The sequence below is a fragment of the Pseudomonas sp. GL_093 genome (genome assembly GCF_057837605.1).
In genome coordinates this window covers 4,298,420-4,320,733 of the sequence record NZ_CM174448.1, presented here as the reverse complement: position 1 = coordinate 4,320,733, position 22,314 = coordinate 4,298,420, and the positions used below count along the sequence as shown (strand labels likewise).

Below are 22,314 nucleotides of genomic sequence, written 5' to 3'. Positions count from 1 at the left end.
TTTCTCAGGTGTCGGTCGCGTCACTGTCGCGGTCTGGTGTGGGGTTTGGCGAATTGGGTGAAACACCAGGCTCGCTGGCCTTTTCTACGACTGGTCGCAGTTTGAATCGACAGACATTTCCGCCGCGGACCATGCACTCCGTGTGATCGACTTCACCACCGCCTAACGCTCCGATCAAGGCCAGGTCCAGTTCGCAGACCACCGGGTGGGCCGCGGCCAGGCGGTGGAAGACGCAATTATGCGCGACGATTTCCTTGTCGTCGGACGAGCGAAAAAACACCTCTGCTTCGTATCCCGCCTGGTTCATGTGCTGCACGATCCTGGCTTCGTCAACCACCTGAGGTTCACGGTCCTGGGCCAGTTTGCGGCCCATGCTGCGCATCAGCGAAGCCAGGGCATCGTGGCCGATGATGTCGGCCACTTCCTCGATCAGCACACTGGCCAGCATCTGGTATTGGCGAGGGAACTGCTCCCGCGCATGGTCGGTGAGCTGATACAGCTGCTCTGGCCGCCGGCCCGTTGGACGGGTTTCGCCGCGCAGCACCAAGGCGTCACGCTCCAGCGCCGCCAGATGCTGGCGAACCGCGGTGCGTGTCACCGAAAGATGGTCAGCCAACTCGTCAATGCTCATGCCGCCCGCATGGTGCAGCAACGCATTGAGCAGGTCCTGCTGTGTACGGCCCAGTCCTTCCAGCATGGTTTGCCCTCGCGCGGTATCAGAACTTGTCCGGGAACTGCTTGACCAGTGCGGCCGTCAGCGCGTCAGCCAGCGACACGATATGGGTGCGCATCATCTGCCAGGTGCGTGCTTCGCCTGCATAATCGTGCGCGGCGAGTTCATCGACCTGGGCAACGTGGTGGCCGCCGTGAGCTGACAACATGGCAACCAGCGTGTTTTCAGGCAGGTTGGGGTTGGCTTTGGCCAGAAACGCCGCAATCGCCTTGGCATTGCTGGTCAAATCCGTGACGGCTGCCTGCTTGCCTTTCGTATCTTTGGCGACCGTGGCGTCGCTGTAGTGTTTCACCGCGCCCCAGTGACCGGCAAGCAGCTTGAGCAGTTGATCGGCAGCGGGCTGACCGTAGAGCGGAGCGATGCTGTTGGCGATTTTGGTCGCGTTGTCGACGACCTGGTCAGCGGCGACTTTGGCTTGCTGTTTGTCCGCTGCCTGGTTGGCGATCGCGTAATTTCTGATCCAGAAAATATGCTCGACCCAAAGGTCGCGCAAGGCCAGGCGCGTGGTCAACGCAGCGCTATCGGCGGAGGCCGGTGCGGCGGGGGGATTTTGACTCCAGGCCGGTTGAGCACAGAACGCCAACAGCATTAAAGCCAGGACTTTGATATTCATGACGGCACCCTCGGGTGATGGGATTGTTCGACAATATCAATTTAAGCATACAAATATGTTTTTATTAGGCCCAGGCCAAACTCGCGGATCAACGGTAGGTAAAAGGGGAGAGTAGGGGACACCGTAGCCTGGCTGACCGGCGTCCCCTTCGTTACGCAAAAATCAGAACTTGAACGCTTGTCGACCTACCAGTAACCAGTGGCCTTTCTGTTTTTGCCAAATCTGGAAGTTCTCGATTTCGGTTGGAACCACTTCGGTGCCCTTCAGCGCTTGTGCCGAGAAGTGATGGCGGACCAACGCTACGTCACCCGACACGGTGATGGTCTGGTTCTGCATCTCCAGGGTTTTGAACGCGCTTTTGCCGGTTTCGATATCGTCGATGAATGCTTTCTTGTCCTGGATCTTCCCGCTGGAATGCCCGTAGGTCAGGTTCTCGGCGGTCAGCGCTTTCAGTTCGGCAATGTTCTTGTGCAACATGGCTTGCGTCAGATGATCGACGGCTTGCGCGACATCCTTGTCCGCGGAAGCAGGGGCGGCGGCTACGTAGCCACTGAAGAGGCACAAGAATCCAATCAGCAGTTTCACTTTTTTCATGGGTGTTTCCTTGTTGTTGTGGGTCGTCGGAGCGAGAGTGAAAATGTCACTTATCGGTCATCGTACAACCTAGCATGAGACCAAGGAAAAAACGAACTGGCGTTGAGGGCTTGTCTCGAGGTTTAAGGTCGGAACGACGTCCCGAAAAATGAAGGTGAAAACTTTTGGCCAGGAAGCAGAGTTCGTTAGCAAAGACTGCAATTGCTGGGTGTAGTCGGCGCAACTCGCCATTACAATGCAACACGTAGTAACTCATCATTTATAGGGATATTGGCTAGTGGATGACAACAGAAGGCCCATCAAGACGCGCTCTGCGGGCTGGGCAAGACGCATCACCGACATTCTGGTGAAAAGAGACATTTCCCCCAATCAGATATCCGTCGCCAGCATCGCCTTCGCGTTTGCCGGCGTCGTGGCGCTCAATATTGATAGCGGCGTCATTGGATCGATCTGCTGCGCGATCGGCATTCAGTTGCGCCTGCTGTGCAACCTCTTCGATGGGATGGTGGCGATAGAGGGCGGCAAGAAGTCCGATATCGGCAGTCTCTATAACGAATTCCCGGACCGGATTGCCGACAGCCTGCTGATCGTCGGGCTGGGGTATGCCATTGGGCAATCCGACCTCGGATGGTTCGCTGCCCTGGCCGCTGCACTGACGGCTTATGTGAGGGTGTTCGGCGGCTCGATCGGCCTCAAGCAGACCTTCATGGGCCCTATGGCCAAGCAGCATCGAATGGCCGTGATGACCGCAGGACTGTTGCTGAATGCCATCGAAGCAAACGTTTATGGCACTCACTATGTACTGTTGATCGCGCTGGCTGTCGTCGCCATCGGCTCAGTCGCCACCTGCGTCACACGAACGCTGGCGATCGCCAAGCAGCTGAAAGGGGCCGACCATGTGGATCAGTAATGCGCTGATTTCTGTTCTTCGACTGCTGATTGGCGTCACGGCCAGGTGGGAGAGTCCGCCGGATCTCTCGCGTCAGCGAATCTATTTCGCCAATCACACCAGTCACATGGACACCTTGGCCATCATTGCGGCCCTGCCGCCCGAGGCGAGGTTGAATGTGAAGCCGATCGCCGCTGCCGATTACTGGGGAAAGAACCGGTTTCTGTCGTACATCTCCCAGAAAGGCCTGAATGCCGTGCTGATTGACCGTAAACCGGCGCCCGGTAAAAACGCACTGGAGCCCATTTTCGATGTGGTGCAGGCGGGTCATTCGATCATCTTCTTTCCAGAAGGCACTCGCTCATCCGAGGCACTGCCCGGGGAATTCAAATCAGGTCTTTTCCGGCTGGCCGAGACCTTCCCCGATGTCGACCTGGTGCCGATCTACCTGGAAAACCTTCATCGCTCCATGCCCAAAGGCAAACACGTCCCTCTGCCGATCATCTGCACGATCCGTATCGGCAATCCGATGGAAAGGATTGCTGGCGAGGATAAACAGGTGTTTCTGGAACGCGCGCGTAACGCCATTGTGGGGTTGTCGAAATGAGTCTTGAAGCAAAGTTTTTGTGGTTCTTTTTTGGATTGGCATGCTTGCTGGCGATTGCTTCGCTGGCCGGTCGATTGCTGGCCCGGCGGGCCAAAACGGAAGGCGCTGTCTCGACCATCGAAAACCTCAATCAGCGCGTGAATGCCTGGTGGGGGATGGTCATCATCTTCTTCGTTTCCTACCTGCTGGGTGGTAATGCAACGGTCGTCCTGTTCGGTTTTATCTCACTGTTCGCGCTCAGGGAGTTCATCACCCTGACACCGACCCGACGAGGTGACCATAACGCCCTGTTTTCGGCATTTTTCATCCTGATCCCGCTGCAATACATTCTGATCGGTACGCACTGGTATTCGATGTTCACGCTGCTGATTCCGGTGTATTCATTCCTGCTGTTACCGGCGATTGCGGTGCTGAGTCAGGACACTGATGGCTTCCTGGAAAGGACAGCAAAAATCCAGTGGGGCGTGATGATCTGCATTTATTGCATCAGCCATGCGCCCGCGCTGTTGCTCCTGGATCTGGAGGGATTCAAGGGCCAAAACGCGCTGCTGCTGTTCTATCTGGTGTTCGTCGTTCAGTTGAGTGACGTGTTGCAGTACGTGTTCGGCAAGCTCTTCGGCAAGCACAAGGTAGCGCCGCTGGTGAGTCCGTCAAAAACCGTCGAAGGACTGGTCGGTGGCGGCCTGTCTGCAACGCTGATTGGCGGCTGCATGTTCTGGATGACCCCCTTCAGCTTCTGGCAGTCACTGATGATGTCGTTCGTCATCGTGGTGATGGGCTTCCTCGGTGGTCTGGTCATGTCGGCGATCAAACGCAGTCTGAGCGCCAAGGACTGGGGCACCATGATCAAAGGTCACGGCGGCATGCTCGACCGGATGGACTCGATTTGCTTCGCAGCGCCGATCTTCTTTCACCTGACGCGCTACTTCTTCTCTGCTGCCTGATTCGGGCGCCCTCAAAACCGAAAAACATACCGCATGTCGTAAAAGACATGCGCGTATGGACATTCGCTTCATTAACCACTCGTGCCAGTCGATAACCTTTTCAGCAAACCAATCCGCAGTTGGCTTTACGCCACTGACAAACGTGCTGAGAGAGGATCCACAGAGTGTCCATAAAATTACGTTTGATTCTGCTGATTGGCACCGGGCTGATTACCGCGTTGATCATGAGTCTGGTCAGCTACCTGGGAAACACCCAGATGGCGGAGGCGGTGAAAGACAACGAGGTCAGTATGGCCGTGCTGCGCAATCACCTCGAAGCCGACATGATGCACGACGCGTTACGCGCCGACGTGCTGTCCGCGATGCTGGTCGGGTTGGGTAAAAGCACCAGCAGCAAAGCCGAGGTGCGCAGTTCCATCGAGGAACATGCGGCGCATTTTCGTGAAATGCTCGGTGAAAACCTCAAGCTGCCGGTCAACGACACCATCAAGGGGGCCCTGAACAAGATCAAGCCCAGCCTCGATACCTACATCAGCGCAGCCGAACGCATCGTCGGGCTGGCGCTGGAAAATCCGGAGGCCGCGCAACAACAACTGGGCGGTTTCAGTAGCGTATTCAGCCAGCTGGAAGATCAGTTGGCCGCACTCAGCGAACTGATCGAAACCAACACCCAACAGACCAGTGCCGGCACTCAGAAAGTCATCAGTAACGCCAATTTCATCCTTGGCGGCGTCCTCATCGCCAGCCTGTTATTGCTGCTGGCCCTGGGGCGCGGAGTGATGCTGAGCATCATGGGGCCGTTGCAGACCGCCAGCCGCATCGCTGACAGCATCGCCCATGGCAACCTGAGTGAACCGATTGTCGAGCCCACTCACAACGACGAAGCGAGCGCCCTGATTCGCAGCCTCGCGACCATGCAGCGCGACCTGCGCGGCATGATCGAAGTCGTGCGCAGCAACGCCCACGGCGTGAGCGGCATGAGTGAACAATTGAGTAGCGGCTGCCATGAAGTGGCCGGTAGCAGCCAGCAGCAAAGCGTAGCCGCCAGCACCATGGCGGCTGCCGCCAGCGAAATGACCGCGAGCATTGAGGAAATCACCCGGCATGCCGAGCGGGCGCTGAACATGGCCAATCAAGCCGAGGCACTGGCCAAGGAGGGCGGTCGGGTGATCCATCAGGTGGTTAATGACATGGACGGTATTGCACGTTCGTCGCAGCAATCGGCCCAGGTGATCCGCACGCTGGACAAGGAGTCTGAAGGGATTTTCAGCATCATCCAGGTGATCAAGGGGATCGCCGATCAAACCAACCTGCTGGCGCTCAACGCCGCGATCGAAGCCGCCCGTGCCGGTGAGCAAGGGCGTGGATTTGCCGTGGTGGCCGACGAAGTGCGCAGCCTGGCGGGACGCACCAGCGCCTCCACCCAGGAAATTGCCACGATGGTCTCACGCATCCAGCAAAGCACCCGCGAGGCAGTGACCAGCATGGAGGCGGGCGTGGCTCAGGTCGACAAAGGCATGGCCGTGACCGCCGACGTCGAGCGCGCCATCCGCGAAATCCTCGACGCCACGTTGAACACCACGCAACTGGTCAACGACATCACCCGCACCATCGGTGAGCAGAGCCTGGCCAGCAACGAAATCGCCCATCAGGTTGAAATGATTGCCGGCATGTCCGAAGGCAACAGCAAAATCATCGGCCGGACTGCCTCGACCACCGATGAGCTGTCCACTTTGGCGGGCAAGCTGTCGCAGTCGGTGGATCGGTTCAGACTCTAAGCCATAACGCGATCCCTGTAGCAGCTGTCGAGCTTGCGAGGCAGCGTTCGGTTCGGGCCGCGTTCGGACGAAGCAGTCGTAAGGTCAGACAATGCGGTGTGTCAGATTCACCGCGCACTCAGGGTTTACGACTGCTTCGCAGCCGAACGCAGCCTCGCAAGCTCGACAGCTGCTACAACTGCTACAACTGCTACAGAGCCGGACGCAAGCTCGCGCATGAAACGCCTAGAGGTACTTATCCGTCACCGCGCCTTCCGAGGCGCTGGACACGGTCTTCGCGTATTTGGCCAACACCCCGCGTTTGTACTTGGATTCCGGGCGCACCCAGCGGGTCTTGCGCTCGGCCAGTTCGGCGTCGGAGACATCGACCGTAATCTGGCGTGTTTCGGCGTCGATGGTGATCTTGTCGCCGTCTTCAATCAGCGCAATCGGCCCGCCATCAAAGGCTTCGGGCGTGATATGGCCCACCACAAACCCGTGTGAACCGCCGGAGAAGCGGCCGTCGGTGATCAGCGCAACGTCCTTGCCCAGCCCCTTGCCCATGACCGCCGACGTCGGCGAAAGCATTTCGCGCATGCCCGGGCCACCTTTTGGGCCTTCATAGCGAATCACGATCACATCGCCGGCTTTGACTTCGCCGTTGAGGATGCCGGCCAACGCGCCTTCCTCGCCGTGATACACACGAGCCGTGCCTTCAAAGCGCAAGCCTTCCTTGCCGGTGATCTTGGCCACGGCCCCGGTGGGCGAAAGGTTGCCGCGCAGCACCACCAGATGCGAGTCCTTTTTGATCGGTTGGTCGAAGGGCAGGATCACGTCCTGACCTTCGGGATAGTCGGGCACGTTTTCCAGGTTTTCGGCCAGGGTTTTGCCGGTGACCGTCAGCGCATCGCCATGCAGCATCCCGGCGGCGAGCATGCGCTTCATCAGCGGCTGAATGCCTCCGATAGCGACCAGTTCACTCATCATGTATTGACCGCTGGGGCGCAGGTCGGCCACTACCGGGGACACCTTGCCCAGCTCGACAAAATCATCCAGCGTCAGCTCGACATCCACGGCATGCGCCATGGCCAGAAGATGCAGCACGGCATTGGTCGAGCCGGCGAGGGCGATCACCACCCGAATCGCATTTTCAAAGGCCTTGCGAGTCATGATGTCGCGCGGTTTGATGTCCAGCTTGAGCAACTCCATGACCTGCTGACCGGCGCGGAAACTGTCCGACGCCTTGTCGCTGCCGACGGCCTCTTGAGAGCTGGAACCGGGCAGGCTCATGCCCAGCGCCTCAATCGCAGAAGCCATGGTGTTGGCCGTGTACATGCCGCCGCAGGAGCCAGGGCCGGGAATCGCCACTTCCTCGATTTGTTTGACCTGAATCTCGCTGATATCACCCCGTGCGTGCTGACCCACGGCCTCGAATACGGAAATGATATCGGTGTGGCCGGCGCCCGGCCGGATGGTGCCGCCATAGACGAAGATGGAAGGGCGGTTCAGTCGCGCCATGCCGATCAGGCAGCCCGGCATGTTCTTGTCACAACCGCCCACGGTCACCAGACCGTCGAAGCCTTCGCAGCCGGCCACCACTTCAATGGAATCGGCGATCACTTCCCGCGACACCAGCGAATACTTCATGCCTTCGGTGCCGTTGGCGATGCCGTCGGAAATGGTGATCGTGTTGAAAATGACGCCCTTGGCGCCGGCGGCATTCGCGCCTTTTTCGGCTTCAATCGCCAGCTTGTCGATGTGCATGTTGCAGGGCGTGACCATCGCCCAGGTGGAGGCGATGCCAATCTGCGGTTTCTTGAAGTCCTCGTCCGTGAAACCCACTGCGCGCAGCATGGATCGTCCCGGCGCGCGCTCCACGCCGTCGACCACTTGGGAGGAATATTTGCGCAGATCAACTTTGTCGCTCATGACATCTCCTCACCGGCTCATCGAGAAAAGCACGATGAGTATAGTGGCCGAGGCGGACTATCAAGTCGGGAACAGACGCGCGGGTTTGCCGTGTCGTGATATTCTTCGCCCCAACTTGCTTTGACCTATTCAGTTTGCGCGTCCTTGAGACGCGCCAACAGAATCACTGTCGCTCAAGTAGCTGAAGCCAATAATGATAAAAAGTCAGTTCAGTAGGGACATATAAACTGAGGTCGATGGAGACACGTCGGCCTTGTGTGCCCACCCTCCAATCCTTATGCGTGCGCAACCCACAGCCTGCTGCCTGCATGCCGTGAACAAGGGGCCTCAAGCGTGGGGATGGAAGGGCGGATGGCGTTTTATCATAGGTGCTACACATGTTTAAAAAAATGAACACGGCCCTGCTGGGGCTGGCTTTGTCGATGGGGATCGCGTCCGCGCAAGCGGAAGAGGCAAAGAAAGTCGATGTGCTGCTGATTGGCGGCGGCATCATGAGCGCGACCCTCGGTGTTTGGCTCAACGAGCTGGAACCGGGTATGTCGATGGAAATGGTCGAGCGCCTCGACGGCGTCGCCCTGGAAAGCTCCAACGGCTGGAACAACGCCGGTACCGGTCACTCCGCCCTGGCCGAGTTGAACTACACCCCGGAAGACGATAAAGGCAACGTTCAGATCACGAAAGCCGTTGAAATCAACGAAGCCTTCCAGATCTCCCGTCAGTTCTGGGCCTGGCAGGTTCAGCAAGGCGTGCTGAAGAACCCGCGTTCGTTCATCAACTCCACGCCACACATGAGCTTTGTGTGGGGCGATGACAACATCAAGTTCCTGAAAAAGCGCTACGAAGCCCTGCAAGCGAGCCCGCTGTTCGCCGGCATGCAGTACTCCGAAGACCCGGCTGTGATCAAGAAGTGGGTTCCGCTGATGATGGAAGGGCGTGACCCGAACCAGAAAGTCGCGGCCACCTGGAGCCCGATCGGTACCGACATGAACTTTGGCGAGATCACCCGCCAGTTCGTTGCGCACCTGCAAACCACGCCAAAGTTCGACTTGAAACTGTCTAGCGAAGTGCAAGACATCACCAAGAACGAAGACGGCAGCTGGCGCGTCAGCTACAAAAACCTGAAAGACGGCACCAAAACCGAAACCGACGCCAAGTTCGTCTTCATCGGCGCGGGCGGCGGTGCACTGCACCTGCTGCAGAAGTCCGGCATTCCTGAAGCCAAGGAATACGCAGGCTTCCCGGTAGGCGGCTCGTTCCTCGTCACCGAAAACCCGACCATCGCCGAGCAACACCTGGCCAAGGCCTACGGCAAAGCCTCCGTTGGCGCACCGCCAATGTCGGTTCCGCACTTGGACACCCGTGTCCTGGACGGCAAGCGCGTCATCCTGTTTGGCCCATTCGCGACCTTCAGTACCAAGTTCCTGAAAGAAGGCTCGTACCTGGACCTGCTGACCACCACCACCACGCACAACGTGTGGCCAATGACCAAAGTCGGCATCAAGGAATACCCGCTGGTCGAGTACCTGGCTGGCCAACTGATGCTGTCTGACGAAGACCGCCTCAACGCCCTGAAAGAATACTTCCCGAACGCCAAAGCCGAAGACTGGCGCCTGTGGCAAGCCGGCCAACGCGTGCAGATCATCAAGCGTGATGAAGCCGCTGGTGGCGTGCTGAAGTTGGGTACTGAGATTGTTGCCTCGCAAGACGGCACCATTGCAGGTTTGCTGGGCGCTTCGCCGGGTGCATCGACTGCTGCACCGATCATGCTGACCGTGCTGCAGAAAGTGTTCAAGGACAAGGTTGCTTCGCCAGCCTGGCAGGAAAAGCTGCACCAGATCGTGCCTAGCTATGGCACTCAGTTGAATGGCAGTCCTGAGAAGGTTGCTGAGGAGTGGGCTTACACCGCCAAGGTGTTGCAGCTGACTCCGCCGCCGGCGATTGGTCAGATGGTAGCTCCGGCTGCTCCGGCTGCTCCGGCCAAGGCGCCGAAGGCTAATGCTGCGACTGATATGGCTCTGTAACTAGAGGCCTAATCAAAAGCCCACTGAACCGTGACGGTCAGTGGGCTTTTTTGTGGGCGCAATTCAGTTCTTGCAGGTTACGCAACACTAAGGCCGAAGCGGGCGGACCGCTCTCACTCCTGCATTGGTTTTTTCTCAACGTCCTTCGAACCGCTAGAGGTGGCCGCATCTTTGTCCGTCGCTTCCGAGTCGGCACCGGAGTTTGAACCCGCCGCTTCCTCACCTTTTTTGTCGGCCTTGTCCTCCTTGGATTCAGAGCCCTGAGCCTGGTTGATGCCGGGAAGTGCGGCCGGTGGCACAGCAGAGTCTTCAGTCACCTTTTCGGCAGCAACCCTCCGTGTCAGGCTACCTGTCGCCCTTGTTGATTGACTCAATCATTCAAGAGGGCGAAGGTGCATAACAATGTCCAAAATGGGCAAGCGATACGAAAGCGACTTCAAAGACTGGGTCGTTCTGCAAATGATGCCGCCCCTCAATCGATCAGTGGCAGAACTTGCCGTTGCGCTCAATCTCACGCCACAGTCACTGCGAAACTGGAGGCAAATGGCTAGAGATAAGGGCTTGATCGTTCCGGGAAACGGCAAGACCAGTGATCAATGGTCAAGCGCCGATAAATTCAATGCGGTCATGGAAACCGCGCCATTGAGCGAGGTGGAGATCTCTCAGTACTGCCGAATCAAGGGCATTTACCCTGAGCAAATCCAACAGTGGCGAGTGGCTTGCCAAAACGCCAATCCGGTTGTTGATCTCAACTCTCGAACCTCCAAGACAGCTGAGGAACGGCGCATCAAAGTACTTGAGCGTCAACTGATCCAGTCTGATGCCGGTCGTGCGGAGGCGGTGGCCTTGCTGGAGCTCAGAAAAAAAGCCAATGCGATCTGGGGCAAGGACAAGGAAGACTGATCAACGCCTCTGATCGTACGCACGCCATGAAGTTGATTGCAGACGCGGTGCTGAATGGTGCTCGTCGATATCGAGCCTGTAATGAGCTGGGGCTGAGCCTGCGAACAGTTCAACGCTGGCGACACGCTGACTGTGATGGGCGACTGCTGGCTCAGCGGGCAATGCCGACGAACAAGCTCAGTGAGGCAGAGCGCCAAGCGGTTCTTGATGCTGCCAATCAGGCTGGCTACGCCAGCCTCACCCCGCACCAAATCGTTCCTAAGCTGGCTGATAAAGGCATCTATCTGGCTTCGGAGTCGACGTTTTATCGTGTGTTAAAAGCCGCCAATCAAAACGTGCGTCGTGGCCGTACCAAAGCCCCAAAACGCAGGGTGCTGACGACGCATCGCGCTGACGCTCCCAATCAAGTGTGGTGTTGGGATATCACTTGGCTGCCCAGCACTGTCAAAGGTCGTTTTTTCTACTGGTACATGGTCAAGGATGTCTTCAGCCGCAAGCTGGTTGCCAATGAAGTGCATGAGGTTGAATGCGCTGAACACGCGTGTGAGCTGCTCAGAAAAGGATGCTTACGTGAACACACAGCAGGTCGTCCGTTGGTGCTGCACTCGGATAACGGCCACGTTATGAGAGGCTCTTTGTTACGTGAAAGCATGATCGCCCTGGGCGTCGAACCCTCTTTTAGCCGGCCAAGGGTGAGCAATGATAACGCCTATGCCGAGGCACTTTTTCGCACCGCAAAGTACTGCCCACTCTGGCCGGATCAACCATTTGATACGGTCACGGAAGCAAGGCTTTGGGTACAGAAATTTATCGAGTGGTACAACGAAGATCACCGCCACAGTGCTTTGAAATACGTGACACCAAACGAACGCCACGAAGGCAAAGCTACAGCTTTATTAAAAGCTAGAGCAGCGCTGTATGAAGATGCGAGGGAAGCTAATCCGAGCCGCTGGAGTACTCGGACACGGAACTGGAAGCTCGCAGATGCGGTGTATTTAAACCCGGAACGCCCTGAAATTAGGGGCGCAACGGGCTAACAACTGTAGGAGCAAGGCGACAGGTACCTTGACACGTACCGGCAAGTGCGAAAAGCGAGCAGGCGAACAGGCCCGCGATCGTGAGAGCAGCAATTGTCCTGTTCATCATTTAGGTCTGCCATTTGAGGGGGTGTACAGCGTTGGAAAAACCGGGAAGGGGAAGGTGCTGAGGAGCTGACAAGCGGCAAGGGGGAAAGGTTTTTCACGGGTTACACGATGACGAATTTTTTTGGGAGAAAAATCAGGAGAAAAAATGGGTGTCCCCTTTGATTTCTATGAAGCGGAGTTAGTGGGACCGTTTCACGTCGATTGCTCGGCGCTGAAAATGTGCAATGCGCTGGCGGAGCTGCCAAAGGCTGCTCCTACGGGACAGGATTTAGTAACGATAAACCAGGCTCTGATAGTCACTTTCAAGGGCTGGTTTATCGTGGTTGGTCCCAGGTTTCCCCTTAACCCTGTTAGCCACTGGCCTTCACGTGGGGATCATGAATAACACCCCGCCAGCATGTGCCCGCCATTCTGGCGGGTTGCTATCGGAAAACCAAAATTGAACATCAAAGAACCCCCTACCGCCGTTACTATCAAAAATGGTAGGGGCAACAAAACGAGTAGTATGGTTGCGATATTCGGGCGAACCTGTCCATCGCATATATCCATATCCACCAGTACCGATGGAGTATTTGGTGTGTAGAACTAATAACATCTCTGGTGTATCTAAGGGACGCCCGCCTGCGGCACGCATCTGTGCAACGGCTACGCCATAAGTAACGTTGTATGCATTAGTGCGTGTACCACGAGCGATGAAATTGTTCCGGCACTCTACGGGTATGCTCTTTTCTTGCCCACCACTATCCCTTACTACTACTGTGGTCGTTCCGTTCCGATGACTGGTAATCAACCCCTGATCGGTAACAGTGGCTATGTTGGGATGTAATGAGATGTAGGTGTAGGGTGAAGAGCCTCCTGACGCCCTACTTTGCTGGGTCGTTCCGGTGGGGTGCTGACCAGTCAGCACCCAATTCAAATCAGGCTCGGCCGTAATATTGAGCCCGCTCAACAAGACGGGTGTTGTGTCTACAATGAACTCCGTGACCGCTGCCACTGTATAAGTCCGCACCGGAAATCTCACCGCCGTCGTTGTATTGGCAGCCCCGTCATAGTTCACCCTGAAGCTGATGGTCAGCACACTGCCATCCTTGAGGGTCTTCAACCACTCAATTGGTGCAGGCCGGTTCAGGCCCGGCAGCGTGGTGTGCGGCTCACCTTTGCGGTCCTCGTAAGTCACCACTGTGCCGTTGGCATCGGTCCCTTTATAGAGCACCCAAACGGGTTGGTCCGCCACTTGCTGCGGCCATTCACCCACCCGTAGCTGATCGCTGGCCTGCATCTTGGTCACGTCCAGTTCGTTGCCAATCGCGCCATCCATTGCTGGCGTCGGCAGACTCGGATGGTTATCCGGGATCGTGCCGACGGACGCTGTCAAGACCGGCGACGGGAATGACTTGCCGCCGCGAATCAGCATAAAACTCAGTTCAATCGGCGGCTTACCCATATTCGCCGCGATAAAGGCCTTGCTCAGCGCAAAGTTGGCGCGGCTGTTGGCGTTGAGTGGCTTGGCCGCGAAGGTCGGCGAGCCAGCACCGGGGGCGCCCTTGACGATGAGCTGCACGGTGTCGCCCGGACGAAACCCCGGCACTGCCACTTGACCGTTGGCACCTTGCAGATTGGCCGGGTCCAGCGGGTCGAGCTCCCCGTTGACGGATTTAATCAAGCGCGGTGCTTGCAGGTTCGGCAGCCCCTCGCCAATCACCCGCGCCGTGGCGATCCGGGACGTGGCGAGTGTCACGCCGCCTCTGATCAGTTGATAGCTGACCCGCACCACGCTGTTGGCCAGCACCTTGTCGTTAGCCACCTGCAGGATGCAGGGCTTTTTCTGCCCAAACTCGTCAGCCTCGACGCTACCGACCACCGGCACTACCACATCCGCTTGCCCGGGCAATGTGGCGATGTAGGTCCCGCTGATGTTGTCGCCCACCTGAAAACGGGGATCACTGGTGAGGACGATCACCAGCAGCGGATTGCCGCCCAGTTTTTCCAGGTCGATGGTGTTCGGCTCGTCGGTCGGGTCGTTCTGGATTTCCCGCAGGATCGGTTCCGGCAACCGATTGCCCGCTAGGTCCACGTCGACGACCTCGGTGGCCGACCACGGCGAGTTAGGGTCGGGGTTGTTACCCACCTGGTCGGTGACCGTGTAGGAAAACTTGAACTGTGCATGGTCCCCGGCGCTTTCCAGGTCCGCGCGAGTGACGCGGAAACATACCGTGACCGGGGTCGCCGAGCCCGGCAGCGGGGCTTCGAGTGGGGTGACATCGTGGTACACCGGAAAGCCGTTGCAGTTCAGCCAAATCCGGTCGTAGGCCCGGCAATAGGGGTAGGACACGCACACGTCGGCACTGACGAAGTCGGGACGGACGCCTTTCTTGATGTCGTCGGGCAGGATTAACTCCAACTCGGAGTGGCCGTCGACCCCCGGATCACGGTCCACGTTGCCGGGCCGGATGGCGTTGTACAGCATCTCCAGCGGCGGCGTGGAGGTGCCCATGTTCTGGCTGCCGCGAGTCACGGTGTAAGTGAGGCGGTTGATGAAGTCCGGCTGCAGCATCTTCTTCGGCAGATACAGGGTGCTGATCGCATTCTCCTCGCCGGGCTGAATAATCTTGCCGCCAAGGTTCGGTTGCCCGTTTAGGTTGAGCGTGATGACGTCGCCAGGCAGTAGACCCCGCGGTGGATCAACGTGAACCTCCAGGCCCATGGGTTCCAGGTCATAAATGCGCAGCGGGACGCCAAGATGAGCCCCCACCACCGGTTCTGTTGCGGCGGGGATCCTGGGTGGAAACAGTGCCAGCACGGTGTTGTCGGCCAGTGAATTGTCGAGCGCACTGAAGTCCAGTGGTGTGATATCAAGTGCACGGATATCCACCGGGATGATGCCGGATGGGTTGGATTGATCATTCATCTGAAGCCGCTCCTTCGCTGTAAGTCCGCCATAGACAGCAGACTGATGGGGGCTATCAGACACCTGACAAGGACCGGCGGGCTACTGTCAAAACTATCAGGTCGACGGGGTTTTCAGACGAGCGGTCGGGGCTGCGGGTGGGTTCAGATCGTGATCATTCCCGAAAAAGTTGTCTCTACCGGTCCGATAAGAAAGACAGGTCCCACACCATCCCATTGAACCGTCACAGTTCCGCCATCACATTCAACCTCAACGGAATTGTCTAATAAACCCCGACGAATTCCGTTAACAGCGGCGCCACAAGAGCAGGAACCTGAGCCGAGCGGAATACCACCCCAGCGCTCCCAGATGCGCAACCGAATGTGCTTACGGTTAATGATCTGGACGAAATGCACGTTCGTCCTGAGGGGGAATAGGGGGTTGGTTTCTATTGTCGGTCCGATTGTCGCTATATCAATGGCCGTCAGATCATCCACAAAATAGGTGCAGTGCGGATTGCCCATGCTGCACGCTGTTGGGTCACCAGCAAGTGGCAAAACAGCAGTGTCCAGTTCCAGGGCCAGGGGAATATCCGACCAGCCGAAAAGCGGCTTTCCCATGTTGACGGAAATTGCGCCGGTCGAAGTTCGTTCGCAAGTGAGTAGGCCACGGTTGGTTCGGAGCGCTATCGAAGTGGTATTTGATTCGCGCATCAGCCTATCCGCAGCGCCCCGTGTTGCGCTGCCACAAACATCCAGCGTGGAGCCATCTGCATTCCAAAACATCAAACGCGCATCGGCATCATCGCAATCGAGCACCACCGCGAGTTGGTTGAATCCGACTCCTCGGTGCCGATCACCCATTCGCCGAGCCAGGGTACTTGTCATTGGATTGGCCGCGTTTCGCGAGTCGACAATAACGAAGTCATCGCCATTGGCGTGCATTTTATGAAACCTCAACGGCATAAATAGATCCTGGCGCAATTGACGTTTAAAGGCGATCTAGCCCCGATTCGGTGTTCTGATCCGTATTTTTCTGCGCTATCTGCATCTGTAATGCACACAGCCTCCGGCTCACAATAACGGCACGCTCCGCAGTCGCGGCAACCGCTGCACCGCAAACTCATAATGTAGGAGGCCCAATGGGCAAGATGGCGATTTTCCTGGGTGGATTTCTGGTGTTGACCATTTTGATTGGTGCCCTCGCCACGATCTCCCCCACTTAGTCCTTTCTGCGATCAAACATCTTCCCGCCAGCGCCGCGCCTGAACGACCAACGCCGGCGCAAAGTGCAGCACGACCATTCGCACCAGATGATGGGTCAGGATGAACACCACGTTCAGCCCGCCACTGAAGGCGACGAGGGCGATGGTCTCGATGGCGCCCGGCATGTACGCCAACCACAACGACAAGGGATCGCTGCCCAGGACCCGTCCGGCCACTGCGGCAAACGCCGCTGCGATCAGCAACATCAAGGCGACGGCCATCAGCCCGGCCCGTCCGTGGCGGACAAGTTCTGCGAGGCTGATGTCTTTGAATTTCGAGCCAATCAGCACGCCGAGGAGGACCACGGCGGTGTCGACACTCCATGACGGCAGGTGGAAGGTCTGGAGATAGCCCAGCTTGAGGTAGACGCCGGTGACGACGATCGCGGTGAGCATGAACGGCGCCGGAACGCCGACGCGCAACAGCAAGCGGCCGAGCAACAGGCACAAGGCGATCAGCGACAGCAGGGTCAGCGCGGTACTCATGAGCAGCGGGCTGCTTTCGGCAAGCGCCACGTCGGTGTGTCCGGGAATGCAGAAGCTGACCAGCACGGTGATCGACAGCAGTCGCACCAGGTGCACGACGATCACTTTGCCGGACGCGCGCTCGGACTCGAGCAAATCGAACACGGCGGCGAGTGCGCCCGGATACACGGCTAACAGGGAGTCCTTCGGGTTCCATCCCGAGACCTTGAGCAGCCACACACCGGCCACGGCGCTCTGGACCGTCAGGCCCAGCAGCATGAAGCCCAGGCTGGGCAACATGGCGGCCGCCGTTTGGCTGTTCCACGAGGTGAACATCAGGCCGGTCGCGATCCCCAATACGATTTGCACGTAGACAAGGCTGAAGGGCAGCGCAGGAGAAAAACGCAAGTTGCTGGCGATCAACGCGGTGGCGAGTATCGAACCCAGCAACAGGCCATGGGGGACACCGGCGTACTGCAACGCGGTGCCGACGCCGGTGGCGATCAGCAAACACAATAGGGTTTTCATGGTTGGATGAGTCTTCCTTGATTCTTTTATGAACCCAACACTTGCATCCGGGCCACGCACGTTTTCCCATCTAACGGCGTGAAGCGTCAAGTGACAAAAAGCACAACGCCTCCACAGTGGGAGGCGTTGCAGTTTCAGCGATAACGCTCGTGTTACTTAACGTCGAAGCGATCCAGGTCCATCACTTTGGCCCAGGCGGCTACGAAGTCTTTGACGAACTTCTCCTGCGCATCAGCGGTTGCATAGACTTCCGCCAACGCACGCAGCTGTGCATTTGAGCCGAAGACCAGATCGACGCGAGTGCCGGTCCACTTCACTTCGCCGGTTTTGCGATCGCGCCCTTCAAACTCCTCATTAGCCCCCGACAGCGGTTTCCATTCCACGCCCATGTCCAGCAGGTTTTTGAAGAAGTCGTTGGTCAACGCTTCCGGCTGCTTGGTGAACACTCCGTGTTTGGTTTGCCCGACGTTGGTGTTCAGCACACGCATGCCGCCAATGAGCGCGGTCATTTCTGGCGCGGTGAGTGTCAGCAGTTGCGCCTTGTCGATCAACAGCTGCTCGGCCGGGACGCGGTATCTGCCTTTGAGGTAGTTGCGGAAGCCATCGGCGATGGGTTCGAGGAAGCCGAAAGACTCCACGTCCGTTTGCTCTTGGGAGGCGTCCATCCGTCCTGGTGTGAACGGCACTGTCACGGTTTGGCCGGCATTTTTCGCCGCCTGTTCGACGCCGGCGTTACCGGCCAGCACGATCAGGTCCGCCAGCGAGATCTTCTTGCCGCTGTTGTTGAACTCGCTTTGGATACCCTCGAGTTTCGCCAGCACGTTCGCCAGTTGCTCAGGCTGGTTGGCCTGCCAGAACTTCTGCGGGGCCAGACGCAAACGCCCACCGTTGGCGCCGCCGCGTTTGTCGGAGCCACGGAAGGTCGAAGCCGCCGCCCAAGCCGTAGATACAAGCTGCGAGACGGTCAGGCCCGAGGCCAGGAGTTTGCTCTTGAGTGCGGCGACGTCACTGTCGTTGACCAGGGCATGGTCAACCGCAGGAATCGGGTCTTGCCACAGCAACACTTCGCTCGGCATTTCCGGGCCGAGGTAGCGGGAGAGGGGACCCATGTCGCGGTGGATCAGCTTGAACCAGGCGCGGGCGAACGCGTCGGCCAACTGGTCTGGATTGGCCAGGAAGCGCCGCGAAATCGGTTCATAGATCGGGTCGAATCGCAGCGACAGGTCGGTGGTCAGCATGGTCGGATTACGACGTTTGGACGGGTCGTGAGCATCCGGAATGATGCCGGCGCCGGCGTTGTTTTTCGGGATCCACTGGTTCGCACCGGCCGGGCTTTTGCTCAGTTCCCACTCGAAGCCGAACAAGTTTTCCAGGTAGTTGTTGCTCCATTTCGTGGGTGTTGTGGTCCAGGTCACTTCCAGGCCGCTGGTGATAGTGTCCGCGCCCTTGCCGGTGCCGAAGCTGTTCTTCCAGCCAAAGCCTTGGGCTTCGAGGCCAGCGGCTTCGGGCTCGGCGCCGACATTGTCGGCAGGTCCTGCGCCGTGGGTCTTGCCGAAGGCGTGGCCGCCGGCGATCAGTGCCACGGTTTCTTCGTCATTCATCGCCATGCGCGCGAAGGTTTCGCGGATGTCTATCCCGGCCGCGACCGGGTCGGGGTTACCTTCCGGGCCTTCCGGGTTGACGTAGATCAGGCCCATTTGCACGGCGGCGAGCGGGTTCTCCAGGAACCGCCCCTGGTCGGTGCGGCTCTCCTCATTTTCCCCCGGCTCAGCAACGAGTGGGCCTTCGCCGGGCTCTTGCATGGGCTCGTTTTTTTTGCCGTAGCGGGTGTCGCCGCCCAGCCACTTGTTTTCCGAGCCCCAGTAGACGTCCTCATCCGGCTCCCAAACGTCCGGACGACCGCCGGAAAAGCCGAAGGTCTTGAAGCCCATGGACTCCAGCGCGACGTTGCCGGTGAGGACGATCAGATCGGCCCAGGAAATTTTACGGCCGTACTTTTGCTTGATCGGCCAGAGCAGCCGGCGCGCCTTGTCGAGGCTGACGTTGTCCGGCCAACTGTTGAGCGGCGCGAAGCGTTGCTGACCGGAACCGGCGCCACCACGACCGTCACCGGTGCGGTACGTACCGGCGGCGTGCCAGGCCATGCGAATGAAGAGTGGCCCGTAGTGACCGAAGTCCGCCGGCCACCAGTCCTGGGAATCGGTCATCAACGCAGTCAGGTCTCTTTTGACCGCTTCAAAGTCCAGGCTTTTGAATGCTTCGGCGTAGTTGAAGTCCTCGTCCATGGGGTCGGACAGGGACGAGTGCTGATGGAGGATCTTCAGATTCAGTTGGTTCGGCCACCAGTCGCGGTTTGTCGTGCCACCGCCAGCGGCGCTAATGAACGGGCATTTCGATTCGTTTGCCATGTGTGAGCTACCTTTGGTCGTATTCATCCGGCTATCCGGCCCAACGCGGGCGTTAAATAGCAACGGGCGAAACCAATGACACAGGCTGCAGGGCCAGCAGTTTGATCAACTGATTGTTTTGATCACAGGGGAATTCTGAACAGCGGCAATCGAGTTGCCTGCACGGTGGCCCACGGCAGGTTTAGTCAGGCTTCTGACCCATTCCTATCTCCTTATCAGCTCTTGACCGGCCGGCTTATGGTGCCGGCGCTCGAGTAAGGTTAGACCCCAGTTGGGAAGTCAGCTAATAGGGGGAGTATTGGGTCGTGATAGGCAGAGTCTTTTACGGGTATCACGGGCAGGCCCCGCGTCTATTTGAAGCATAGACGCGTAAGTACACGCTTCTATCCCTCATCTGCAAAAAGTAATCTGTCACCCCGACACTTGGATGGATCCAAACCATGCACCTCACCTACCGTCCCGTCAGCGCTGAAGATGTCCTGACGATTTGCGACTTTCCTCAAAATCCCCCGGAGCTGTTTTTTATGTTCCCGAAGGCGCAGTACCCGCTGACGGAGGATCAACTGCAGGCATCGATTGCTCAACGTTCCGACTCAACGGTGGTTGAGGCGGACGGTTCTGTTTTGGGTTTTGCTAACTTTTACAGGTTTGAGCGCGATGGCGTTTGCGCGATCGGCAATGTGATCGTGTCGCCCAAGGCTCGGGGGAAAGGGATCGCGAAGTTTTTGGTGCAGACGATGGTGAGGCTGGCGTTTGAACGTCATCGGGCACGCGAGGTGCAGCTGTCGTGCTTCAACGAGAATACGGCGGGGCTGCTTCTGTATCCGCAGCTCGGGTTTGTGCCTTATGGAGTTGAGGAGCGGTTGGCGCCGGACGGGCGTCGTGTGGCGCTGATAAACATGCGGTTGCTCACCGAAGCCAAAAGCATGGAAATCCCACGCGCATAGATAAAGCTTGCCCCGTCGTGCTGCGGGGATTCGGCGATAACGGGGCACACGTGGGCGTTTCACGAGTGCCGCGTTATGCATCCTTCCGGATACCTGGAGCCATTTTGCGCCTGGCTTTGTGGCGCATCCCGAGCATCGATACGCCACGATTTCAAGGGGTCAGAAGTAATACCCGATATTGACGTTGGTCCGGTAATACCACTGATTGCTGCCAACTGAGCTGGTATTGGTAAAGCCCGTACCGTTTTCCGCACCGCCATAGGGGTTGGCGTTTTTCGCCCAGGTCAGGTCGACCCACGCCATGATCGGCATGGCCAGGAACTGCGCGCCGACGGTGTACATCTGCGAGTCGTCCCACCCGCTCTTGTCTTTCATCATGCGACTGTAGTCGTTGTACAGTTTGATCTTCTTCAACTGACCCAGTTTCGGCGTAGGAATGTCATAGCCGACGTTCAGCGAAGCGATGGTGGCCTTGGAGGCGATCAGGTACGCCGGGGTCAGGCCGTTGCCGCCCATCAGCACCGAGTCGTTGCTGACACCGGCAGGGTTTTTGGGGTCGTACTCGTAGCGAATGCCTTGGGTGGAGACGGTCCACGCGCCGGCGTTGATGATGGCGTGGATACCGCCGGCCCAGTAATCGCCGTCGTCTTTGGTGGTGGCGTTGTACAACTGGGCGGCGGCCACCGACGCACCGATCTCGGTTTTCCAGCCGTCATTGATAAAGGTCCGCGCGACCCGGGCGTTGATCTGGTTGTGTTTCTCGTTGTCCTGGCGCGACTGAGTGAAGGGGATGGCATTGTCCTTGAGGTCGGCAAAACGCCCGACTTCCGGCGAGTAGCGAATGTCGGAAGGCAACATGCGCGGGAAGTACCCGAGTTGCAGATCCCAGTCCTGATCCTTGTAGCTGTACTTCAAGCCCGTGCCGGCGCTGACGCCATAGCCCATGAAGAAGGGCAGGTGATAGCTCCAGCCAAATTGCGGATAGGGTTCCAGGCCAAACGGTTTGAGCGGCGCGCCCAGTTGCAGGTTTGAGTTGCTGTTCAGGCGGTAGCCGACGAAGCCGCGATCGATGGAGCGCTTGCCGTCATCCTGAAACCAGTAGCCGACATCGCTATAAAGATTTTTGTAAGTCGCCTGTACGTCGATGCGGAAGGTGTCGAAGAGAAAACGCCCGTTGTTTTCGGTGGTGTCCCAATGCTCGTCGCGGTAGTTGGTTCGCAGGGCACCACCGATGTCCAGGCTGCTTTCGCCATCGTCGCTGCGCCAGGCGATATGCGGAAACGGCTTTTTACCGGTAGTCGATGTCATGGGCGCAGCGGGACCGGGTTCACCGGCGAAGCTCACGCAACTGCTCATCATCAGTCCCATACATATAACGTAATGCTTCATGTTGACTCCGCTGCTCAATTGAACGCTACAAAGTGACCGGCAACACTGTTCCGTTCGCCTTGAAAGTGGCGATGGGCGGATAACGTCGGGTGTTGCTTTGATTAAGTGCGTTTCTGTTTTTATTGTTTCATGGGTAATACGGCGTATGGCCTATGAACTCAGGGTTACCTGAGCAGAAACTATGCCAACTGTCGAAAGCTGTCAGGTGCTTAAAAACTCAATAAAAACAATTGTTTATATGGGAAACATATTTGTTTGTATTGCCCATGAAACAGGCGCGTCGAGGGGTAA

The 22,314-nt window shown here is 57.8% G+C and carries 17 protein-coding genes and 1 pseudogene; 8 read left to right on the top strand and 10 right to left on the bottom strand.

The window, feature by feature from the left end; genetic code table 11:
* Window positions 1-4 precede the first annotated feature (4 nt).
* From AC3IUE_RS19825 to AC3IUE_RS19815, 3 genes are all read right to left on the bottom strand, one after another.
* The gene (locus AC3IUE_RS19825; RefSeq protein WP_489263433.1) at window positions 5-697 is read right to left on the bottom strand and encodes a helix-turn-helix transcriptional regulator; all 693 of its coding nucleotides are present in this window, start codon (window positions 695-697) and stop codon (window positions 5-7) included.
* Window positions 698-716: 19 nt separating this feature from the next.
* A complete protein-coding gene (locus tag AC3IUE_RS19820; RefSeq protein WP_033056644.1) occupies window positions 717-1,346 on the bottom strand; it encodes a hypothetical protein in 630 nt (209 codons plus the stop codon).
* A gap of 162 nt (window positions 1,347-1,508) precedes the next feature.
* Window positions 1,509-1,940 carry a nuclear transport factor 2 family protein gene (locus tag AC3IUE_RS19815; RefSeq protein WP_134418515.1) on the bottom strand — a complete coding sequence of 144 codons (432 nt, stop codon included), beginning with the start codon at window positions 1,938-1,940 and terminating at the stop codon, window positions 1,509-1,511.
* A gap of 277 nt (window positions 1,941-2,217) precedes the next feature.
* Between AC3IUE_RS19815 and AC3IUE_RS19810 the strand changes: the two genes are divergently transcribed.
* The 5 genes and pseudogenes from AC3IUE_RS19810 to AC3IUE_RS19790 all read left to right on the top strand — a co-directional run bounded on the left by AC3IUE_RS19810 (window position 2,218) and on the right by AC3IUE_RS19790 (window position 6,158).
* Window positions 2,218-2,850, top strand: a complete 633-nt coding sequence (locus AC3IUE_RS19810) for a CDP-alcohol phosphatidyltransferase family protein (RefSeq protein ID WP_489263432.1) — start codon at window positions 2,218-2,220, stop codon at window positions 2,848-2,850.
* Complete coding sequence (locus AC3IUE_RS19805) at window positions 2,837-3,436, top strand: lysophospholipid acyltransferase family protein (protein ID WP_150657299.1); 600 nt, start codon at window positions 2,837-2,839, stop codon at window positions 3,434-3,436. The genes AC3IUE_RS19810 and AC3IUE_RS19805 overlap by 14 nt, the downstream gene beginning before the upstream one ends.
* Window positions 3,433-4,380 carry a phosphatidate cytidylyltransferase gene (locus AC3IUE_RS19800; protein ID WP_489263431.1) on the top strand — a complete coding sequence of 316 codons (948 nt, stop codon included), beginning with the start codon at window positions 3,433-3,435 and terminating at the stop codon, window positions 4,378-4,380. Before AC3IUE_RS19805 ends, AC3IUE_RS19800 begins: the two co-directional genes overlap by 4 nt.
* Before the next feature lie 164 nt (window positions 4,381-4,544).
* Window positions 4,545-5,300, top strand: a pseudogene (locus AC3IUE_RS19795) (MCP four helix bundle domain-containing protein); the annotation flags it as partial.
* Window positions 5,295-6,158 (top strand): methyl-accepting chemotaxis protein, encoded by an 864-nt coding sequence (locus AC3IUE_RS19790; protein ID WP_489268892.1) that lies wholly within the window; start codon window positions 5,295-5,297, stop codon window positions 6,156-6,158. The pseudogene AC3IUE_RS19795 and the gene AC3IUE_RS19790, both read left to right, overlap by 6 nt.
* Window positions 6,159-6,383: 225 nt before the next feature.
* Here the strand turns inward: AC3IUE_RS19790 and ilvD are convergent, their stop codons facing one another.
* A complete protein-coding gene (gene ilvD, locus AC3IUE_RS19785; RefSeq protein WP_489263430.1) occupies window positions 6,384-8,066 on the bottom strand; it encodes a dihydroxy-acid dehydratase in 1,683 nt (560 codons plus the stop codon).
* Between the two features lie 377 nt (window positions 8,067-8,443).
* Here ilvD and mqo point away from each other — a divergent pair, with 377 nt between their 5' ends.
* Window positions 8,444-10,087: a malate dehydrogenase (quinone) gene (gene mqo, locus AC3IUE_RS19780; RefSeq protein WP_489263429.1), complete on the top strand. Its 1,644-nt coding sequence runs from the start codon at window positions 8,444-8,446 to the stop codon at window positions 10,085-10,087.
* A 113-nt stretch (window positions 10,088-10,200) separates the two neighbouring features.
* On the opposite strand, the gene AC3IUE_RS19775 is transcribed toward mqo, so the two are convergent.
* Window positions 10,201-10,431 (bottom strand): hypothetical protein, encoded by a 231-nt coding sequence (locus tag AC3IUE_RS19775; protein WP_489268890.1) that lies wholly within the window; start codon window positions 10,429-10,431, stop codon window positions 10,201-10,203.
* A gap of 67 nt (window positions 10,432-10,498) precedes the next feature.
* On the opposite strand from AC3IUE_RS19775, the gene AC3IUE_RS19770 reads away from it, so the two are divergent.
* Window positions 10,499-12,027 (top strand): IS3 family transposase gene (locus tag AC3IUE_RS19770; protein WP_185752810.1). Its coding sequence is split into 2 segments (ribosomal slippage): window positions 10,499-10,940 and window positions 10,940-12,027, totalling 1,530 coding nucleotides; the frame shifts between segments, so codons are not numbered across the junction.
* Window positions 12,028-12,499: 472 nt separating this feature from the next.
* Here AC3IUE_RS19770 and AC3IUE_RS19765 read toward each other — a convergent pair.
* From AC3IUE_RS19765 to katG, 4 genes are all read right to left on the bottom strand, one after another.
* The gene (locus tag AC3IUE_RS19765; protein WP_489263428.1) at window positions 12,500-15,043 is read right to left on the bottom strand and encodes an immunoglobulin-like domain-containing protein; all 2,544 of its coding nucleotides are present in this window, start codon (window positions 15,041-15,043) and stop codon (window positions 12,500-12,502) included.
* 143 nt (window positions 15,044-15,186) lie between these two features.
* Window positions 15,187-15,987: a diaminopimelate epimerase gene (dapF, locus tag AC3IUE_RS19760; protein WP_489263427.1), complete on the bottom strand. Its 801-nt coding sequence runs from the start codon at window positions 15,985-15,987 to the stop codon at window positions 15,187-15,189.
* 272 nt (window positions 15,988-16,259) lie between these two features.
* The gene (locus AC3IUE_RS19755) at window positions 16,260-17,279 is read right to left on the bottom strand and encodes an AbrB family transcriptional regulator (RefSeq protein WP_489263426.1); all 1,020 of its coding nucleotides are present in this window, start codon (window positions 17,277-17,279) and stop codon (window positions 16,260-16,262) included.
* Window positions 17,280-17,431: 152 nt separating this feature from the next.
* Window positions 17,432-19,687: a catalase/peroxidase HPI gene (gene katG / locus AC3IUE_RS19750; protein ID WP_489263425.1), complete on the bottom strand. Its 2,256-nt coding sequence runs from the start codon at window positions 19,685-19,687 to the stop codon at window positions 17,432-17,434.
* A 440-nt stretch (window positions 19,688-20,127) separates the two neighbouring features.
* Here katG and AC3IUE_RS19745 point away from each other — a divergent pair, with 440 nt between their 5' ends.
* Window positions 20,128-20,634, top strand: coding sequence for a GNAT family N-acetyltransferase (locus tag AC3IUE_RS19745; protein ID WP_489263423.1), 507 nt, complete (start codon window positions 20,128-20,130; stop codon window positions 20,632-20,634).
* A gap of 159 nt (window positions 20,635-20,793) precedes the next feature.
* On the opposite strand, the gene AC3IUE_RS19740 is transcribed toward AC3IUE_RS19745, so the two are convergent.
* Window positions 20,794-22,023, bottom strand: a complete 1,230-nt coding sequence (locus tag AC3IUE_RS19740) for a hypothetical protein (RefSeq protein WP_489263422.1) — start codon at window positions 22,021-22,023, stop codon at window positions 20,794-20,796.
* Window positions 22,024-22,314 lie beyond the last annotated feature (291 nt).

Excerpts from the sequence above, each read along its gene's own strand:
- AC3IUE_RS19825 (WP_489263433.1), bottom strand. The coding sequence starts at position 697 with ATGCTGGAAGGACTGGGCCGTACACAGCAGGACCTGCTCAATGCGTTG.
- AC3IUE_RS19790 (WP_489268892.1), top strand. The coding sequence starts at position 5,295 with ATGCAGCGCGACCTGCGCGGCATGATCGAAGTCGTGCGCAGCAACGCC.
- katG (WP_489263425.1), bottom strand. The coding sequence starts at position 19,687 with ATGGCAAACGAATCGAAATGCCCGTTCATTAGCGCCGCTGGCGGTGGC.
- AC3IUE_RS19745 (WP_489263423.1), top strand. The coding sequence starts at position 20,128 with ATGCACCTCACCTACCGTCCCGTCAGCGCTGAAGATGTCCTGACGATT.
- AC3IUE_RS19805 (WP_150657299.1), top strand. The coding sequence starts at position 2,837 with ATGTGGATCAGTAATGCGCTGATTTCTGTTCTTCGACTGCTGATTGGC.
- AC3IUE_RS19800 (WP_489263431.1), top strand. The coding sequence starts at position 3,433 with ATGAGTCTTGAAGCAAAGTTTTTGTGGTTCTTTTTTGGATTGGCATGC.
- AC3IUE_RS19740 (WP_489263422.1), bottom strand. The coding sequence starts at position 22,023 with ATGAAGCATTACGTTATATGTATGGGACTGATGATGAGCAGTTGCGTG.
- AC3IUE_RS19820 (WP_033056644.1), bottom strand. The coding sequence starts at position 1,346 with ATGAATATCAAAGTCCTGGCTTTAATGCTGTTGGCGTTCTGTGCTCAA.
- mqo (WP_489263429.1), top strand. The coding sequence starts at position 8,444 with ATGTTTAAAAAAATGAACACGGCCCTGCTGGGGCTGGCTTTGTCGATG.
- AC3IUE_RS19765 (WP_489263428.1), bottom strand. The coding sequence starts at position 15,043 with ATGAATGATCAATCCAACCCATCCGGCATCATCCCGGTGGATATCCGT.
- ilvD (WP_489263430.1), bottom strand. The coding sequence starts at position 8,066 with ATGAGCGACAAAGTTGATCTGCGCAAATATTCCTCCCAAGTGGTCGAC.
- dapF (WP_489263427.1), bottom strand. The coding sequence starts at position 15,987 with ATGCCGTTGAGGTTTCATAAAATGCACGCCAATGGCGATGACTTCGTT.
- AC3IUE_RS19815 (WP_134418515.1), bottom strand. The coding sequence starts at position 1,940 with ATGAAAAAAGTGAAACTGCTGATTGGATTCTTGTGCCTCTTCAGTGGC.
- AC3IUE_RS19755 (WP_489263426.1), bottom strand. The coding sequence starts at position 17,279 with ATGAAAACCCTATTGTGTTTGCTGATCGCCACCGGCGTCGGCACCGCG.